This window comes from Alkalibacterium sp. (genome assembly GCF_046484155.1).
In the GTDB taxonomy this organism is placed as follows: Bacteria; Bacillota; Bacilli; order Lactobacillales; family Carnobacteriaceae_A; genus Alkalibacterium.
This window is the reverse complement of record NZ_JAWOBT010000016.1, coordinates 1-19,713: the sequence shown is the minus strand read 5'-3', so window position 1 is coordinate 19,713 and position 19,713 is coordinate 1. Positions and strand designations below refer to the sequence as shown.

The 19,713-nt window shown below is 42.4% G+C and carries 15 protein-coding genes; 4 read left to right on the top strand and 11 right to left on the bottom strand.

Going from position 1 to position 19,713, the window contains the following annotated elements:
- Positions 1–297: 297 nt before the first annotated feature.
- Entirely contained in the window at positions 298–948 is a 651-nt protein-coding gene (locus R6U02_RS01615) for a fasciclin domain-containing protein (RefSeq protein ID WP_410261883.1), read from the bottom strand.
- A 130-nt stretch (positions 949–1,078) separates the two neighbouring features.
- Between R6U02_RS01615 and srtB the strand changes: the two genes are divergently transcribed.
- Complete coding sequence (gene srtB, locus R6U02_RS01610; RefSeq protein WP_410261882.1) at positions 1,079–1,858, top strand: class B sortase; 780 nt, start codon at positions 1,079–1,081, stop codon at positions 1,856–1,858.
- Positions 1,859–1,909: 51 nt separating this feature from the next.
- Here srtB and pyrR read toward each other — a convergent pair whose 3' ends face one another.
- Genes pyrR through lspA form a run of 3 tightly spaced genes read right to left on the bottom strand, consistent with a single transcriptional unit; the run spans position 1,910 to position 3,862 of the window.
- Entirely contained in the window at positions 1,910–2,455 is a 546-nt protein-coding gene (pyrR, locus tag R6U02_RS01605; RefSeq protein ID WP_410261881.1) for a bifunctional pyr operon transcriptional regulator/uracil phosphoribosyltransferase PyrR, read from the bottom strand.
- A 23-nt stretch (positions 2,456–2,478) separates the two neighbouring features.
- Positions 2,479–3,384, bottom strand: coding sequence for an RluA family pseudouridine synthase (locus R6U02_RS01600; RefSeq protein ID WP_410261880.1), 906 nt, complete (start codon positions 3,382–3,384; stop codon positions 2,479–2,481).
- A 1-nt stretch (position 3,385) separates the two neighbouring features.
- The gene (gene lspA / locus R6U02_RS01595; protein ID WP_410261879.1) at positions 3,386–3,862 is read right to left on the bottom strand and encodes a signal peptidase II; all 477 of its coding nucleotides are present in this window, start codon (positions 3,860–3,862) and stop codon (positions 3,386–3,388) included.
- A 227-nt stretch (positions 3,863–4,089) separates the two neighbouring features.
- Between lspA and R6U02_RS01590 the strand changes: the two genes are divergently transcribed.
- Genes R6U02_RS01590 through R6U02_RS01580 form a run of 3 tightly spaced genes read left to right on the top strand, consistent with a single transcriptional unit; the run spans position 4,090 to position 6,856 of the window.
- Positions 4,090–4,734, top strand: a complete 645-nt coding sequence (locus tag R6U02_RS01590) for a YkyA family protein (RefSeq protein ID WP_410261878.1) — start codon at positions 4,090–4,092, stop codon at positions 4,732–4,734.
- Positions 4,735–4,745: 11 nt separating this feature from the next.
- A complete protein-coding gene (locus R6U02_RS01585) occupies positions 4,746–5,627 on the top strand; it encodes a polysaccharide deacetylase family protein (protein ID WP_410261877.1) in 882 nt (293 codons plus the stop codon).
- Complete coding sequence (locus R6U02_RS01580; RefSeq protein WP_410261876.1) at positions 5,624–6,856, top strand: putative glycoside hydrolase; 1,233 nt, start codon at positions 5,624–5,626, stop codon at positions 6,854–6,856. Before R6U02_RS01585 ends, R6U02_RS01580 begins: the two co-directional genes overlap by 4 nt.
- 208 nt (positions 6,857–7,064) lie before the next feature.
- Here the strand turns inward: R6U02_RS01580 and addA are convergent, their stop codons facing one another.
- The 7 genes from addA to R6U02_RS01545 form a co-directional block, all read right to left on the bottom strand.
- Positions 7,065–10,850, bottom strand: coding sequence for a helicase-exonuclease AddAB subunit AddA (addA, locus tag R6U02_RS01575; RefSeq protein WP_410261875.1), 3,786 nt, complete (start codon positions 10,848–10,850; stop codon positions 7,065–7,067).
- A complete protein-coding gene (locus R6U02_RS01570; RefSeq protein ID WP_410261874.1) occupies positions 10,847–14,485 on the bottom strand; it encodes a PD-(D/E)XK nuclease family protein in 3,639 nt (1,212 codons plus the stop codon). Before R6U02_RS01570 ends, addA begins: the two co-directional genes overlap by 4 nt.
- Before the next feature lie 119 nt (positions 14,486–14,604).
- Complete coding sequence (gene pepT, locus R6U02_RS01565; protein ID WP_410261873.1) at positions 14,605–15,831, bottom strand: peptidase T; 1,227 nt, start codon at positions 15,829–15,831, stop codon at positions 14,605–14,607.
- A gap of 12 nt (positions 15,832–15,843) precedes the next feature.
- Entirely contained in the window at positions 15,844–16,974 is a 1,131-nt protein-coding gene (locus tag R6U02_RS01560) for a Nif3-like dinuclear metal center hexameric protein (protein ID WP_410261872.1), read from the bottom strand.
- Positions 16,971–17,672, bottom strand: coding sequence for a tRNA (adenine(22)-N(1))-methyltransferase (locus R6U02_RS01555; protein ID WP_410261871.1), 702 nt, complete (start codon positions 17,670–17,672; stop codon positions 16,971–16,973). Before R6U02_RS01555 ends, R6U02_RS01560 begins: the two co-directional genes overlap by 4 nt.
- Positions 17,673–17,827: 155 nt before the next feature.
- A complete protein-coding gene (locus R6U02_RS01550) occupies positions 17,828–18,406 on the bottom strand; it encodes a hypothetical protein (RefSeq protein ID WP_410261870.1) in 579 nt (192 codons plus the stop codon).
- A gap of 221 nt (positions 18,407–18,627) precedes the next feature.
- Positions 18,628–19,542, bottom strand: coding sequence for a nuclease-related domain-containing protein (locus R6U02_RS01545; protein WP_410261869.1), 915 nt, complete (start codon positions 19,540–19,542; stop codon positions 18,628–18,630).
- Between the last annotated feature and the right edge of the window lie 171 nt (positions 19,543–19,713).

Here is a 19,713-nt window from a genome sequence, read left to right as displayed (position 1 = left end):
GGTACCAAGTAGTCCCGACTTCGGCATACTCAGGAGAGAATCTCGGTGAGTGGTGCCAAGCTGGCCTGACTTCGGCATACTCAGGCGGGAATCTCGGTGAGTGGTACCAAGCAAGCCCGACTTCGGCATACTCAGGCGGGAATCCCGGTGAGTGGTGCCAAGTTGGCCCGGCTTCAACCTTATTCAACCTTAATCGGTCCTTCGATTTCAGATTAGTCTTTAAGAACACAAAAAAGCAGTATCCAAGTGGTTTTCCGCTCGAATACTGCTTGATGCTGTTATGATCGATTTAAGTGATTATTTTTCTTGTTTAAGAGGTTTTACCATAACGAAGACCAAAGCAGCACCTGTCATCAGCATTCCAATCAACAATGCTGAATTTGTTTCGATTCCTGTTTCAGGTACATCAGTTTCTTCCATATCTACTTCTTGTAGAGTGAAGTCTGAAGGTACGAGTACAGTATCGATAACGTGGATGACACCATTTGTAGCTTCGATATCTGTGTCGACGATCATTGATTCATTAACCATAGGGTCTCCACTTAAATCAAATGTTACCATCTCACCATTCACTGTTTCAGCTTCCATACCATCAGTTAAGTCTCCAGCTAATACTTTACCGGGAACAACATGGTAAGTTAAGACTTTCGCCAAATCAGGTTGAGCTAATAATTCTTCTGCAGTGATGTCTAATGCTTCAAGCAAATCTGCAAAAGCTTGATTTGTAGGTGCGAATACTGTAAATGGACCCTCACCTTGCAATGTTTCGACTAGTTCAGCACGTTGCAATGCAGATACTAAAATACTGAAATCGTCATTTCCTAAAGCAATTTCGACAATATCTTGTTCGCCTTCCTCGTGCATATCAGCGAATGCGGTTGGAGCTAGAGCGACTGTGAGTGCGAATGCGGTAATAAACGACAGAAAAACTTTGACCAATTTTGACATGGTGTATCTCTCCTTTATTAATAAGATGGTAAAATTGATTACTCAACTTTACATGTTTATAATAAGTGTATAGAATAAATTAGTCAATCATAACGACCTCGAGTCATAATTTTTTTTAGGAGGGAAGTAAATGAAGAAGAACTTACTGCTTTTAGCGCTAGCCACAGCCTTTTTACTACAATTAAATGTTCTCATACGTTCAAATATCGAACAATCTTCGACCGCCGAAGTCCCTCCTCTTTCAACGTCAGCGGATGACGAACGGATAGACGGAGCGACATTTTATACAAATGATGAAATAATTGCTGAACCTATTGATGAGAAGCCAGAAGAAGATTCCAACGCATTCACCTTTTTGTCTAACCCTTCAGCTGAATATTATTCATTGAATTCGGATTATGTGGGGTGGATCGAAATGGCTGGGACCGTGATCGACTACCCGGTAGTACGAGGTCAGGATAACGACTTCTATCTGGAACATGATTTTTACAAGGAAGAACATATATTGGGAGCCATATTCATGGACTACCGAAATGTCGGAATGGGCCTGGACGATCACAGTATCCTCTACGGGCATCACACTAACACCGGCTTGATGTTCGCCGATCTGGAAAAATTTTTATCTGAAGAATTTACTGCACCCAACTCGACGATTGAATTCCAGGACCCTTACTCAAAACGAACGTATGAAATCTTTTCCGTGCATGTCTCACCTGCTGACTCTGGTTATATCCGGACATCTTTTGAAGGAGATGACTTGGCAACCTATTATGAAGAATTAAAAGCAGCTTCCTCTTTTCCGATAGAATCTGAATTTAAACCGGATCAAAAGTTGCTCACCCTGATTTCTTGTAACTACACGGTGGATGATGGACGTATATATGTCCATGCGTATGAAGTAACCGAATAAAAAAATAAAAGATGCAAAAAAGAGATGATCTCTTTTTTGCATCTTTTTAAATTAATCGGGTTTGATGATTTCAACAGCATCTTTGCCGTCTTTTTCTTTCATCGAAACTTTCACTTGTTCTTGTTTGGATGTCGGGATGTTTTTTCCGATAAAGTCCGCTTTGATCGGGATCTCGCGGTGTCCTCTATCCGTTAATGAAGCAACCATGATTTTCTCGGGACGTCCCAAGTCGATCACCGCGTCCATGGCCGCACGAATCGTACGGCCGGTATAAATAACATCATCGACCAAGATCACAACTTTTCCTTTGACATCGACAGGAAAGTCTTGACCTTTCACTTCAGGGTCATCCACTTCTTCAGGAAAATGACGGTCATCACGGTAAAGGGTGATATCCAGTTCGCCTACCGGAACGGCTTTCCCCTCAATTTCTTCGATTTTTTCAGCAAGGCGTCGGGCAATAAAAACCCCACGTGTTTTGATACCCGCCAAGACGAGGTTTTCAGTCCCCTTATTTCTCTCGATAATTTCATAAGATATGCGCGTCAGCGCGCGGTTTAATGCCACATCATCCAAAATTGATACAATTTTTGACATCGATTAGACTCCTTTCGCTGTTTTTAACGTTGTTTTACCCATTCGAGGGTTTCGTTAAAGTAATCCGGTAATGGTGCGTTGAATGTCAGGCGTTCTCCGGTTCTAGGATGTACGAAAGATAATGACGCTGCATGCAGGAATTGTCCCTCGCCTTCGAGCGTTTTTCTAGGTCCGTAAAGTGGATCGCCTGCCATACGGTGACCGATATATTCTAAATGCACTCTGATCTGGTGCGTGCGTCCTGTTTCCAAGTTCAAACGGAGCAATGTGTATTCAGTGAAACGCTCAATCACTTCGAAATGTGTCACAGATTCTTTACCGCCTTGCACAACCGCAAATTTCTTGCGGTTTTTCGGATCGCGTCCGATCGGGGCATCGATGGTTCCTTTGTTATTCTCAATATTGCCGTGAACCAGTGCGATATATTCCCGCGTGGCTGTTTTTTCCTGTAATTGTTCAGCCAGTTTTTCATGAGCTAAATCATTTTTTGCGACCATCAGTAAACCGGAAGTATCTTTATCGATACGGTGTACAATACCGGGTCTTATTTTCCCGTTGATTCCGGACAAGTCTTTGACGTGATAAAGTAAAGCATTCACTAGTGTTCCACTTGAGTGACCAATGGATGGGTGAACGACCATGCCCTGGGGTTTATTAATAACCACCACATCGGCATCCTCGTATATGATATCTATCGCGATATCTTCTGGTTGCGCATCTATTTCTTCCGGTTCTTTTATGGTGACATGGACAACGTCGCCTGTTTGAACCTTGTAATTTGCTTTAACTTCTGCCTCATTCACGGTAACCAGGCCCTCTTTGATCCATAACTGGACTTGATTGCGTGAATTTTCGTTCAATTTGTCGCTTATAAATTTATCCAGACGTCCCTTTTCGTTCGAGACATGAAATATTTTTGTTTGATCCATTTTAGTTCGTTCCAACTTTCTTCTGCTTGTATTCTTTCCATTCGTCAAGGATTAGGTATAACATCATTAAGCCTACACCGACAGTTAGTGCCGCATCGGCTACATTAAATATTGGGAAATCAATAAATTCCAATCGCACCATATCCACAACGAACTGATGAATCAGTCTATCGATAAAATTACCAACGGCACCACCTAGGATCAAACTCAATGAAAATGCAAAGAGTTTATCGTTCTTCCCGTAACTGTGTAAATAATAGATGATGACGCCTACGACAATAAGTGTCACGATATAAAAGAAAATCATCTGACCTTCGAGTATGCTCCATGCTGCCCCTGTGTTCTGGTGATAGGTAAACGAGAGGATGGAAGGAATCACTTCACGCGTTTCATGCAATGGGATGTTGGCGACCGTCAGATATTTCGTTAACTGGTCGATGCCGATAATAACCAGTGCAATAATATAGTATAATAACATATTTAGCTCCTTAGTATTTAAGCCTTACTGTCATTGTACAATAATTTCCAGGTAAAACCTACCTCGATTTAACTTTAAAAAAATATTATGACCAAAACGCATTTATTTTTTTGAAAAATTGCTAAATTATGAACAAATATTTTTAAAAGCGTTTTAAATACAACCAATATTTGATATACTCTACAAGATATAAAAAATACTTAACTTATAATTTGAGGAGATAACATATGATTACTAAAAAGTGGGCAATGCTTTCACTTTCAGCTATACCTTTGTTATTAGCTGGTTGTGATTCAGAAAATTTAGACAATGTTCAAGACGCTGCAATTGAAACGGACCGCGTCAAAGACGAAACGGTCGAAACATTCAACCAATTAGTCACATCAGAAGCAGATTTACAAAGTCATTTCGACGAAACATTGGATACGGATGACGAGCTGACAACGTTAGGCGATGAATCTTCTCCTATCTTTGAAAACATCGCTTCCAGAGAAGAAATTGTGACAGCATTGGAAAACAAGCAAAGTGAGTTTGATGAATACCAGGAAACACTGACAAGTTATGAGGGTGAACTTCTCGATCACGAAGAGGTCGATGCAGTCAATGAAGCAGTCAGCAACTTTAATACGCACCTGTCCAGTTACCTCGACGAGTATAAGACGAGTTTGGTCAACCAGCGGGACTACTTCACACGATTAGCCGATGATGACGCAACGTATGAAGATTTTGTCGAAGGCATTGAAAAAATCAATGTCGAACGTGAAACGTTATCACAGTCGATTCTGGAAATGGATGAAGCCCTGGTTGAAATCGATGGCCAGCTTTCAACGCTGCACTCCTCTATTGACGAACAACTAAGCGAAGAAGAATGAGGAGGACTAGTATGAAAAAATGGATCCTATCTACGCTACTTGCTTCCACACTCGTTCTTACTGCGTGTGAATCAGCAGATAGTGAAGAAACCCTTGAAACCGATAATAATGAGACCAGCCAGGACTCAGACGTGACCGATCAGGAAGAGACGACTGACTCATCAGACGAAGAAACAGCTGATTTGGAAGATGACACTGAAGAAGAAGCCGATGTCGCTGAATCAATAGAGTACCTATATGAAGTGAGTGACAATTTAGCCTACATCAACGTGATCGACGGTAAAGAAGCCAACAAGCAAGTCGCATTACTTACATACGACGATGCACCTGATAAGCACGCATTAGAGCTCGCACAGGTTTTAGTTGAAAAGGATGCGCCGGCTATCTTCTTCGTCAATGGCATGTATCTTGATAGTGTTGAAAAGAAAGAAATCTTAAAGGAAATTCATGAGATGGGATTTGCTATAGGGAACCACTCCCAAACACATCCGAGCTTACCCACCTTAACAGCAGAACAGCAGACAGAAGAGATCATCAAAACAAGTGATTTAGTTGAAGAAATAATCGGTACACGTCCACGCTTTTTCAGAGCACCTTTTGGACAAAATTCCGATCATTCCAAACAAGTCGTTGAAGATGAAGGAATGGCTCTAATGAACTGGACATATGGGTACGACTGGGAGTCTGAGTATATGGAATCAGACGCTTTAGCTGACATCATGGTCAATACCAATCTTCTGGTCCCCGGCTCGAACCTGCTGATGCATGACCGTGAATGGACCCTTGAAGCCACACCTGCTATTATCGACGGCCTAAGAGACAAAGACTTTGAATTACTAGACCCAGATTTGATCCTATCAGATGAATTAGAAAGCGAGGATGTAAGCGAATGATGAAAAAATTTAAACAGACCCTCTTCTGCTCAGCCGCACTCCTATCCGTTAGTGTTTTAGGAAGCACCAGTGTCGAGGCCGAAGAAACAGCCGAAGGCCAGGAAGTTGAAACAACTTACTTAACTATGCATTCAGATCCACTTTTAACGGTTCCGGAAGCTTTTCCAAGTCAATTCAAATATGACAGCGGAATAGATATTGCTTACCCGAAAGACGGCGTCAAAGGGATCTTCCTTACCGCCAACTCTGCCGGGGGTTCACGTATGGATTCATTAATCGAGTTATTAAATGATACCGAATTGAATTCCATGGTCATTGACGTTAAAGACGATTATGGTGATATCACGATGCCCCTTGAGTCTGAACATGAATTGATCATTGAAAATACCAGAAATTGGGTAGATCCGGAAGAATTGATGCCGAAACTGGAAGAAAACGACATCTACCCTATCGCTCGGATCGTGGTCTTTAAAGATAATAACTTAGCCGAAGAACGTCCGGACTTATCCTTTACACACCCCGATGGTTCTTTATGGACTAACCGAGCAGGACATGCTTTCGTTAATCCATTTATGGAAGAAGTTTGGGAATACAACGTTGAAGTCGCAAAACAAGCAGCTAAACTAGGCTTCAAAGATATCCAGTTCGACTATGTTCGTTTCCCTGAAGGTTTTGAACTCCGTGACGAAGATGTCATTTATTCACGTGAAGATTATGATGACGGCGACCTCGATAATGTGAAGCAACGCATTGAAGCAGTTACCGACTTTGTAGCCTATGCACGCCGCGAGCTCCAACCCTTTGACGTAGACGTTTCCGTCGATATCTTTGGCTATTCAGCTACGGTTGAAGAAACACCTGGTATCGGTCAGAACTTCTCTCGTATTTCTGAAAATGTCGATGCTATTTCATCAATGATTTATCCAAGTCACTGGGGACCCGGTTCGCTCGGCATTGCCAAGCCAGACTTAGAACCCTATAATTTGGTTGCAAACTACATGCAGCATGAAAATGAAGTCCTGGATAGTCTAGGCGAGAATGCACCTATTTCACGTCCGTGGATCCAAGACTTTACCGCTTCCTATTTAGGTTCCGGATGGTATAAACAATACGGCGCCCAAGAAGTGAGCGATCAAATCCGTGCACTCAACGATTACGGTGTCAACGAATTCTTGCTTTGGAATGCCGGCAACACTTATTCCGAAGGTGCTCAATACAGTTTTGACTAATTAAAGATTCAGAATAAAAGGCTGGGGCTTTGGTCCCGGCCTTTTTCTTGTTGAAAAAAATCATCAAGACCTAAGGAAACGACTATACCAATAAAGTCCCTCCTTCCGGTATAAAAAAGAACAGTGGGACAACTCAGTATACATTGAGTTGTCCCACTGTTCTTTTAATATTAGGTGTTGCAGCCGAGTTGAAAGTAAAAGAGTAGCATTAGCTGACCCTTACTGTCTCACTGATATCAAGCATAACCAGATGTGATTCTATGACTGGTTTTTTGAGGATCGATTCTAATGCTGCTTTATACAGCGTCAATTGACCACGGTATTTATTCAGCATTTCGTCCCCTGCTCGCTCTCCTAAATGGGACACACGGTCCGTTTTATAGTCAAACAAAATGATACCTTCTTCTTGTTCGATATAGCCATCAATGATCCCGTGAATCAGCACGTTATCGTCAACGGTGTCCATATCGTTGAATATTTCTTTTGCTTCCATGAGTAATGAGAAAGGGACTTCTCGTTTCATGAAAGGTGCATGGTCAACAATAAAGTCCCCAAAGGATGTTTTGAAGAAGTTCAAGATTTCTTCTATCCGGATAAGACCGGCCAGTTCTTCCGTAAACACCTTTTCGTCAACGAGATGAGTGATCACTGCTTTAACCGATTCGTTCGCAGGAGTCTCTTTTAAATCGAGCGTTTGCAGAACCAAATGTGTGGCCTTGCCCACTTCAGCTGGTGTTGGCTTGAGATCCTCTTGAATAAAGGACGGTCGACTGAGCTGATCTTCGACGTAACGGCTGGTCTGTCTAGGTTTGGTGACATCGATCTTTACCATTTGACCATCATCAGGTTCTTCAAACAACCGCTTGATTTCTGAGACCGACTGATAACTGGTCGTCTGGGTTGCGACCTGATAAGCATAGGGTTTGTTCATTAATTCAATGGCGTCTTTTACCGCTTCTTTGATTCCGTCGTCGGCCTGTACGTTTAAGGTTCCTTCTTTCAAGTTCGGATACCACTCGGTTGTGTCTGTCTTTTGATGAGACAGCAGTGCCTCCTCCAGTTCTTCCTGAGAGTAAAAATGAACATCAAAGGAGGTATCGTAGTGATGAATCGTTGCATTTTGTACCTCAATGGTCCGCTCGTCATCCATGTGTTCATGCCTTATGATGCTAAAGCCGATCCAATCCATAAATCCTCGTGCTCCCAAACGCATATCAGCAGGGAGTACACGTTTGGGGTGTCCACCGACCAGTCCCCACCGTTTAATGGCTTCTTCCCTGTTCTTGTATGAGCCAACTAATATCAATTTCTGTTCTGCTCGCGTTAATGCCACATACAATACGCGCATTTGTTCAGACAGGAGCTTGGTTTTCTTTTTATGCTTCAATGCTTTTTCCGGGAGCGTTGTTTTTCTCTCTCGGGATTCCAAGTCACGGTATTCCGCGCCTACCCCGTATTCTTCATCAAAAACGGTCGCTCCCTGCGCATCTCTAACATTAAATTTCTTCGTCATATCCAGGACAAATACGATCGGGAATTCCAGTCCTTTACTGGCATGAATGGTCATCACCCGCACCGCATTCTCGCTATCCGAAATAGCTTGAGGTTCAGCTAAGTCTTTATCCTTTTTCTGCATCTTCTCGATGAACCGAATAAACTGGAATAAGCCTTTGAATGACGTTTTTTCGTACGCCGCCGCCCGTTCATACAATGCATGTAAATTAGCTTTTCTTTGTCTCCCAGAACTCATGCCACCCACATAATGTAAAAAGCCGGTGTCTTCGAAGATCATCCAGATGAGTTCGACCAGGGATTGCCTGCGCGACTGTTTGCGCCATTTTTCAAGCATTTCCAGAAAGGCCTGGATTTTCACCTGCAGATCGATATTCTTGATATCTTTCCAGTCAGGCTTATCAGCGAACTGAGTCAATGCGTCAAAGTAGGAGGATTGTTTGTCCATGATCCGAATCCGCGTCAAATCCACTTCATCTAGTCCGACCACCGGTGACCGCAGCACGGCAGCTACGGGGATATCCTGCTCTGGATTATCGATGATTTTAAGGATAGACATCAAAATGGTTATTTCAGTGGTCTGGAAATAGTTCTGTGTATCCTTCACTGAAGTTGGTATGCCCAACTGTTTGAAAATATCTTGAATATCCAAATTGTTTTTCTTTGTAGGTGTCAACAATACAATGTCTTTGAGTTCGAGCGGGCGCGTGGTTTGGGCTTTTTTATCATATATTTCATAACCAGTGGCCATCATCTCGAGTATTTTATTGGCCACCATGTAGAGTTCGCCTTTTGTCTTCGTATCGATTTGAAAGGATACGGAAAGAGCTGCCGGTTCGTCCTCTTCTTCTTCAGAATCGTCTTCTTTTGATTCGTACAGCAGTATGTCGGTTTGAAAGTTGTCTGCTTCCGGAAAAGCCGTGAAACCATTGACCAGTCTGGCTGAGTCATCATAGGTCAGGTCTCCGACTTCCTTATCCATCAACTGATCAAAGATAAAGTTGGTAAAGGACAGCACTTCATGTCTGGAACGGAAGTTTTCCGCTAATATAATGCGTTCGCCGGTTTCCTTGGTTGCGTATCGCTCGTACTTATCGATGAATAAACTTGGATCGGCTAGACGGAAGGAATAAATTGACTGTTTCACGTCACCCACCATAAACTGATTGCCCTTTTTTGGATCCGGCTGAGTGACCCATTTCAGTATTTCTTCCTGGATCTGATTAATATCTTGATACTCATCGATCATCACTTCTTTGAATTGGCGCCGGTAATGATTCGCTGCTTCAGAAGGCTCTTTCCCATCGCCCGTTTCATTGGCTAATATTTTCAGCGTTAAATGTTCCAAGTCGTTGAAGTCCAGGACTTTCCGCTCCGCTTTAAAGGCTTGATAGCGTTTATAAAAGAGCGTCGCCACGCGGGCCATCTCTTCGACCAGCACTTTGACCTTTGCCATGTTATCCAAATGCTCGTCTGGAGAAAATGTGAAAATGTCAGCGACCATGTCTGAGTACAAATCTTTGGCTTTGTCTCTGAACGGTTTCATTTCCTTGCCCGTTTCTTTAACGATTTCGGGCGTATCTTTTTTTCTCGGGACAGACCAGGTCTTATGTTTGAAGTTTTCAATCAATGCAAAGGCATCATCCAGCTTGTTGTCCATAACAAATGTCTCGACCTGACTGACATGCGTCTGATCGTCTTTTAAAATAGCGAGTGTTTTGGTCAGTTCTTCTTCGCCGTTGCCCATGGCGATCGCATCTTCAAGTAATTCGTTGATATTATTCAGTGTTCGCAGCAGCTGCGTTTTTATCAGGTGCTGAAAGACAAAACTTTGGCCCAAATCATTGTCTTCTACTGAATACATTTGACTTAGTCCAGACAGCCACTTTAATGGATCGGGATTTGCCCGTGAAAACTCATATAATGACAAGACTAAATCAGTCACCCCATCATCATTTTTATCGCTTGAATAGGCTGTAGCTAGTCGTTCAAAAAGACTGTCATCCTTACCGTAGAGTTCTTCACGCAGTTCATCCCAGACATCTTCTTTCATCAAGGCTATTTCCGTATCATCCGTTAATAATCGGAACACCGGGTCGAAATCAATTAAATAGTAATAACGGCGGATGACTTTCAGGCAGAAAGAGTGCAGCGTAGAAATATCCGCCTGCCCGAGCAGCGGGATCTGTCTGATCAGATGATGCTTTTTGTCAGCGTCCTGACTTTCATTTATTTCTGTTTGAATGGCTATCTGGATACGCTGTTTCATCTCTCTGGCTGCCGCGTTAGTATACGTCACGACGAGCAGCTGATTGATGTCAGTCTGCTTCTTTATCTTTTCGATCACACGCTGAACGAGGACGGTGGTCTTCCCTGACCCGGCAGATGCCGAAACGAGCAGGTTCTTCCCGTCGTCATGAATGGCCTGCCACTGGTGATCAGTGAATAGTGTGTTTTCAGGTTTTTCAGGTAACAGTGTCATGCTTCATCGTCCTCCTTTCTGGGTTCAATGATCTGATATTTCTCTTTAAGTTTTTGCATCAGTTCATCCTGATCTTTAATTTTAGGCAAGTTTCGATAATGGTTCTGATTGTTTGGAAGCAGAACATCGAACTGTGAAATAGGATGGTATTCTCCCCCGACCGTTGTAGGTGTAAATCTTTTCTTCTCATAGAATGGAGCCAGCTGGTTCTCGCCTGACAAAATAAGATTGCCTGCTTCTCTGATCTTGATCCGGTGATGCTTCAAAAGCAGCTCCAAGTCTTCCAAAGTAATGAATGACCCTCTCAGCTGTCCTTTGACTAGTTTTTTCAAAGGATAAACAAGTGAAGAAAGACCGTCATCCAGCATTTTGTCTATATTTTGTAATAAATCTTCTTCGTTAAGCAGTAACCCTTTCATTTTAAACTCTTTCAACAGTTCATTATGCCAATCTTTTCCTTTGATAGCGCGACTATCCAGCAGCGGGTTCTTGACTTGAGCATAAAAGGCACCCGCAGGTTTGGCCTTCTTACCGAACAATTCTTCTGAATGCTCTACGGCTGTATCTAGATACGTAAGTAGTTGCATCATCAAACCATGATAAATTTCATCAAATTCAAGTTTCTTGTCTCCCGATTTATAATCAACGACGCTGATGTACAACTGATTGTCGATTTCAACAGCATCCAAACGGTCGATTTTACCTCTGACATGCAGTTTCCCGCCATTATTTAAAGGAAAGGACAAGCCAGGAACGCCTTGTTTACCGGCGATACGCCCAAACAGGACTTCTGACTTCTGCGTGACCATGCTTGACCGCCTTGACTGATTGGTTACCGCCCACATCATTTGGCGGATCGTATTGCTCAGCTGCTTTCGGATGAACTTCATACGGTTCGACATGGAAAGCAATCGGAATTTATTTTTTTCGTACAACGAGGCCAGGACTTCATCGGTCAATTTGTCCAATTCGTTATCAGTTAGTTCGTTTAAATTCAAATCGCGGGAAACGATTGTTTTAAAGATGCTGTCTAGCGCATCATGGAAGAATGTCCCTGTTTCTGCCGGTGTCAATTCCTGAACGGAGCGTTCTTTTAACTTCAAACCGTATCTCAGGAAATGACTGTACGGATCCAGATAAAAACTCTCGAGTTGCGATACCGATAAGTATAAGTCTTTACCGTATAATTCTTCAGCTAGATTACGGTCGAGCGGTGTCGGGATATTGGAGTATTCCAGACTGCTTAAGATTTTCCGCTCAGTATCTGTTGCCTGTTTGATTATCGACTGATAGAGTTTCAGCCAGAAAAGTGACGGCTGATGTTCTTTATCAATGCCCTCTCTTAACACGTTGACCAGGTGACCCAATGTTTCTCTGCGAGAACCAACGTAAGTCAGCAGTGTTTCTAAGGACTCATTAGTTAGAATATTCGGTTCCGCCTGTTTTCTTTTAACAGGGATATTCAACTGACGACTGATCCGTTCGATATAGGGACTTAACTGATTGTCTCCAGACCCATCATTTTTAACAGGGTAACTGAAAATGAGTTTTTCTGAAGCATTCATAAAGGCTGCATAGGCTGCAAAAGGCTCACTCGCTAAACGTCCACTCGTTGTTGGGGCCAGATACTTATCATCCGGTAAATAAACGGATAGTGCTTCTCGATCTTCATCTGTAAATATCGAGTCATTCTCCTGATTCATAGGCAATTGCGTATCCGTCATACCTAAAATAAACACGACTTTTTTCGTATTGATCCGAGATTTATCAAAGTTAGTGAACATCACTTGATCGATACTTGGGGGCACAATACTATACGTGGCCTGTTCAAACCCGGTCTCTAAAATCGACAGGAAAGAATCCATATCCCACGGTTCATCGCCTAAGACATCAACAAATTCATCGAGTAGTTGTATGAAAGTTTGCCACACTTGTTCATGTTTGCGCGCTTCTTCCAACTCACCCTGTTCAATAGCCTGATCTCGCCAATACAATAATTGCTTATTGAAACCCTGACTGTCCAGAAATTGATAAAGGAGTCGCGCAGCCTCTCGGTTGGTTTTTACATTCGTTAATTGATTGTAAAAAGGAATCAATATCTGTCGGATCTTGTCTTTTGCAGCGTTGGCTTCTGCCTGCATCAGCTTGTCAGCATCCAGCTGCTCATCCATCTCTTCAAGATGGAAACGTGCATAGATCCATTCTTTGTCGTCCAGCCATTCTTTACCTTCGTACCCGTAAGCCAATACGACATTTTCCAGCGTATCCAATTGCGTTCGCCAGGTTTTTGTTTTCTCATTCCAAAAGGTCAGCTTCTCTAAGTTGTCTTTGGGTATTTCATCTTCGTCGGTTAGAGGAATGAGTAATTCAGTTTTAAGGAAACGCATGATGTCATCGTAGCGCCAATATCTTTTACGAATGAGAAAGAGACTTTTTATTGCCTCAACTAAAGCGTGTCCCGACATATGGTCCGCCTGATCGACAAATAATTCGATTCCGTTCTCAGCAAAGGTCGCTTCTAACATTTGCTTGTAATCGTCTAACACACGCGAAACTACCAGGATATCTTTGTACCTGTAATTGTTTGATGCAACTAAATTCTTTATCGTAGTTGCTGTATGCAACACTTCGGCTTGCTTGCCTTCAGCTTCTCTTATTTCGATGCAGTCTGTCATGTCGATCTCTTTACCTGCAGTGTTTTTAGGGGATAACTCAAAGCTGTTGACCCAATATTGCTCAAGCAGATCCAGTTCGGAACAATGCTCACTGCTTGAATCATTTAACAGAACATCATATTGAACCTGCAGCTTTTTTTCACGTGCCTGCTGATACAACCGATAATAAGTCATGCCTGTTTCATAAAAGAAATTCGTTAATTCCGGAGGTTCTACTGCGTATTTTTTATCTAGGGTCAATGAGACTTTGACTTCTTGAACTTGTTCTATGAGTTCAAGAATCAGCGCTTGTTCCTGGGCGGAAAAACTATTGAAATTATCAATAACGATTCGTGTACGACTCATGTCTCTTGTTTTTATTTCTTGAATCAATGCTTCCAGGACATCTTCTTTTTCTATATATTTACCCAGAAGTTGATCCATAAATGCTTCGTATAACCGTTTGATATCTTTAAGTTTCAATTTCAAATCATTATGCTCGTGTTCGTCTAGCCATTCGTTTAAAAAGAGTTCTTCTAAATCTTCGGGGTCGACGCGGCCGTTCCTCATTTCCATGAATAAGGTGGTGGTTTTATCGACAAACCCTTGCTGATGACTTTCGCCCCTGAATATCGTTAAGTCTTCTTGGTTTTCTTTCAGTATTTTGCGTATCAGCATTGATAAACCTGTTTCAGTCAGCTGAGAATGACTGAATATAGCTGTGTCTTGTAGATAATACCAGGCCAAGCGACTGAAACTGAACACTTGTAAATTGATCATGCCAGCATAATGATCACTCTGATCACTTTGTTTGGATTTGATGAATTCCAGGATGTTCATCTCTGATTCGAATTTTATGTGGTCCGGCACGAGATAGAACACCTGACTTTCACTGTCTGCTTGTGACCATTCTACAAGCTGGTTATAAATGTGGTCCTTTTTATTTGTATGTAGACGTCCTAATATAAACTGTAGACCCATGCGGAAACGCTCCTTTCGATTAGTCGACGATTTCTTTCAATACTCTTATTCTATCAAATAATTCAGATAAAAAGAAGAAAGGAAAGAAAGCTTTTCGCTCTCCGTCCTTTCTCGAAAACTTATTCTGCTGCTAAACGAGCAATTTCAATCAAGACATCCTTGGCTTTCTCCATGCTTTCTACAGCTACAAATTCATAGCGCCCGTGGAAGTTCTCGCCACCTGCGAAGATGTTCGGTGTAGGCATACCCATGAATGAAATTTTAGAGCCGTCCGTGCCGCCTCTGATGGGTTTTATGATTGGTTCGATCCCTATATTCTTCATGGCTTTGTCAGCTAGTTCAACAGAAGTCATGTCTTTTTCGATCACCTCACGCATGTTATAGTACTGATCCTTCATGAGCACTTTCACACGTTTTTCTTCAAAGGGTGCATTCAAACGGGTCGCAATGTCACGCATCAGTTGTTTGCGTTTAATAAACAGTTCTCTGTCATGGTCCCGGATAATGTACTCCATCGTCGCTGCTTCTACAGTCCCTTTTATAGATAATAAATGAAAGAATCCTTCTCTGTCATCTGTTTGTTCCGGTACTTCATGACTCGGTAAGGCTTCGTTAAAAGCGATCGCTAGTTTCAGCGCATTGACCATCTTATCTTTAGCCGTTCCCGGATGAACGTTTTTCCCCTGGATCAATACTTTTACTCCTGCGGCATTGAAACTTTCATATTGCAGTTCTCCAACAGGACCACCATCGATTGTATAGGCAAAGTCAGCACTGAAATGTCCCACGTCAAATTTGTCTGCACCGATACCGATTTCTTCATCAGGACCAAACGCTACACGTATTTTCCCGTGTTTGATTTCCGGGTGATCGATCAAATGTTCCATAGCTGCAAAGATTTCCACGATCCCGGACTTGTCATCTGATCCGAGTAACGTTGTGCCGTCTGTGGTGATCAGTGTCTGTCCAATGTAGTTTTTCAGATTAGGAAAATCTTTCGGTGATAAGCGGATCTTCAACTCTTTGTTTAAGATGATTTCTCCACCGTCATAATCCTCATGGATCTGAGGGTTTACATTTTCGGCAGTGAAGTCAGCTGTATCCATATGCGCAATGTATCCGATGACCGGTACATATTTATCCGTATTCGCTGGAAGGGTCGCCGTCACAAATCCATTGGCATCGTTGTAAACTATTTCTTTCATCCCAATTTCTTTAAGATCAGTCATTAATTTTTTGGCAAACTCGACTTGCGTTTGTGTCGAAGGTACTGTGTCTGACAGCACGTCAGATTGTGTTTCGATTTTGACATAAGTTAAAAATCGGTCGACTAAGTTCTCATACATATTATCCCGCCTCTATTTTAAGTAGTTAAATACATCTTTTTGAGTGTGTGATTCGAGTATTTCGATGTCCCATGCGTGTTGTGCTTTACAGTGATTCAGATACTCAGCTAACTTGGGAACTGATATGGCTTCCATATAATGGCCGGCATCGATAAAGTCCAAGCCGTCTCTCAGCATGTCCTGTGCGCCGTGATAAGAGATGTCTCCTGTAATATATAGTGTCGCCTCCCTGGTGAGTGCATCCTGATAATACTTCGCTCCAGAACCTCCCAAAACGGCAATCCTGGTGTGCTTTCTATTTGGATCAACAGATCCATACCTTACGCCATCAACGGCAAAACGGTGACTCACTTTTTTTGCAAGTTCTTTTGTGGTAAGTGGTTCCCTAAGCGTTCCCACGCGGCCAAAGCCGAACGCTTCTTCCTGATGTTCCAGTGTGAATAAATCAAAAACCGGAACTTCATACGGGTGGGCGGCTTTCAGTGCTTCAATGCTTTTAAACACATCTTCATCTTTGATCATCATTTCAATGCGCTGCTCGTGAATGATCTCTTCTTCACCGATGGTTCCTTCAGTGGGGTTAGAGCCTTCTTGAGGCGTGAAGCGTCCGTAGCCTTCCAGCGTATACGACACGTCCTTATAATCGCCAATTTGGCCGGCACCGACCTGATGTAAGGCCTGCCTTACTTTTTCGGCGGCATAATCAGGTACGTAGACAGCTATTTTTTTGAAACCGCGTTTCAAACTAAGGGAAAGGATCTCACGGTTGTTTTTATCTATGTCCAAAGTATCTGCCAGCCAGTCGTTCATTCCGCCTTTTGCCGCATCTAAATTGGTGTGTGCAGAATAAACGGCAATGTCCGACTTGATCAGATCAATATACTCTTTTCTTCTGGCATCTTCTTGATTCAATGACTTTTGAGCTCTGAAGATCGCCGGATGGTGCGTGAGGATCAAATCGACATTGTGTTTTTTTGCTTCAAGGATCGTGTCTTTATCAACGTCTAAAGCAACAAGCATGCGCTTAACGTCTTGATTCAGTCCGCCAAAGGATAAGCCGATAGGATCCCAGCTTTCAGCTAAGTCCGGAGGAGCCAAACGGTCTATCTGTTTTATGATATCCGAAACGATGACGTTGTTCACTCTATCATCTCCTTAATTAGACTCAGCTGTGCTTCCAGCTCGTCTATTTTCACTCTGTCCGCTTGTTCAGCTTTCTTCATTTGTTCCAGGATGTAGGTCGTTTTTTCGGCTTCATTTGACCATTTTTTTAGAAATACAGGTGCTTTTTCTTTGCTTAAAAATGGACCAAACAGCAGGTCTCTTTTTGAATAATCCTGTCTCGTTTCGCAGGGTTCAGCTTTGATGATCTCATAAATTTTATCGTTTTCTTCAATGATCGTTTCTGCTACGATTTCGTATGATTCATTCATTAAGTACTCTCGAACCGTTCGTTCGTTGACATTGGGCTGTAAGATAAGCGTCTCCTGCCCGGAACGTTTTCTTAATTGCTTGCCTTCTTCCAGGATGCGCCTGATCAACGGGCCGCCTACACCGGCAATCGTGATAGTGGATATACGATCCTCTTCCTTCAAGACACGCAGTCCGTCGCCCAAACGCACAGCGATGGTTTCTTCTAAATGGAGTTTGGAAACTTCATTGACTGCATTTAAGTACGGGCCTTCAACGACTTCCCCGGCAACGGCAAACTCGATTTGCTTGTTTTGTGCCAAGTAACACGGTAAATAGGCATGGTCTGATCCTATGTCTGCAAGTCTTGCACCCTTTTCAACATAATCTGCAACGACTTGAAGCCGCTCTGATAAATTAACTGAATTCATATGTCACCTCTTATTTTCTATTCTCCTTATTTTACCAGTTTTGAGAGAAAAATGAAAAGATAGACACATTTTTTTAATGAATGGTCTAATTGTATTAAAAAACTATGACCTACTATACGAATAGCAGGTCATAGATTAAAAGATTTAAGCATTATTTATTTTTTATAGCCATCATTGGTCTCGTCTTCACGGCTGAACTCTCTGCCCTCTGTTAAAGGATCATTTTCCGGGTTTGCCGAGCGGCCGACATCGGATGGCATCGCGGACGTGTTTCCCGGGTCTGCTGAGTGTCCGACATCAGACGGCATTGCGGACGTATTGCCGGCAGCAGCCACTTCTTCAGTTGATCGACCGTGGTGATCATCTACGACAACGACGATATTGCCCTTAGCGATGTCTTCTCTATACGGGTATAAAAGGTCAGTTTCCTGGTTGTAGGTTTCATGAGTACGCTCTTCGTCATAATCATAAGTGTCCGAAGTGAACGCATCTTTTATTTTATCCCACATTGAACGGTCATCATCTTTAGTCGTTTCATCTGAATCTGTCGCATCGCTTTTATCCGCCACGATTTCCACTGCGTCGTGATGTCCTAGCGAGTCAGCCGTTTCCTTATTTGAATACAAGAAAATATTCAGCTTTGGATGGCCTTCCTTGTTTAACTGATCGACGACATCAAAGGCTTCTTCTCTTGTTGCGTAACTACCGATCACTTTTTTACTTACGTCTACCATTAACATACCCTCCTGTATAGTATTGGACCGAGACTGTTGTCTCCACCCACTTTTATTATATAAATTCTGCAGCGAAATAACTAATCAAACACCTTTGATCCTTTTTGCTGTTTCCAGAGCTATTTTACCTTGCTTCTTTGAAAATTGTCTCGTGGTGAGGCCGGCGAAGCTGTTTAGTGCAGCGAGCTTAAAATGAGTGACAAGGTTACCGACCTTTTTGTTTAGTCGTAATACGTCCCTGTAGCCTTGCCTTTGACAGTGAAGTTTTTCTGAAGGATCCGCCGTATCTTTTTGAAAACGACTGCACGGTCACACCAGTCATAAACTAAAGAAGTGGTCAGTTTCTTTTCAGGGAATAAAACCCTCAAATCTCCAATGTTATTCATGAGCGTTTCATCAACTGAGACTTTTATAAAACAGTCGTTACACTGACAACTTCTTTGCGAAAGCGTTAAGTCAAAACTACCGCACGACAAGCACGTCAAACCTTTTTTCAGTGTTTGATAGTCGTGAACCGGCAGTTTTTTTTCGTAGAATGCTTCTGTCTGATTCGCTTCGATAAGTTTTTCAGCTAAAAAGTGCTGGGACTTGGATAACCGTGTCATATTCTTATGGATCGTTGCAAAATGCAGTGCTATTTGAGAAGGGAAAACAAAAAGATCAGCCGGATCGGCATTGTATAAATAGAACGAGGGCTCAACAAAAGCAACTATGCCTTCCACGGTTTCGTTCATCTCCCACTCGATAAATAACTGCCGCAATTTTATTAATGACCGATTGACTTGAGACAGCGGACTGCTTATTTCCTGTCCGCTTAATGTCAACAATCGTCCAGACAGCATCTGATAGTTTCCTTTGTAATTTTTCACCTCATATATCCTGACACCTTCTGTAGTTATTATCAATGTGTCTAGTTGGATCGTGCTTCCTTTGACCGTTAACAACAAGTCGTTTAGAATGATTACTTCTCCATATAGATACTTTTTGACATAAGCGTCAAAAATTTCCTCTCCTTCGAGCCCTTTTTCCAGATTATATAAGTACCGCTTATCTTCCTCTGATAAGGTCATGCGTTGATCGAGCAGCTGCAACCCATGCAATAACTGCGATTTCTGACGTTTCTTCAATAGATGCATTACTTTCCCCTCCTTACTTCATAATATTTACCAAAGAGAGGAAATATGACGAAATTTGTTAAAAGAAAGTAACCGCCGGTGACATTTTATGAGTCGCGTGGCGTCTGGGGCATATCAGGTGCCCACTGATGATTGTCTGCTCATCGAGTGAGCACAGTCACAATTATAAGG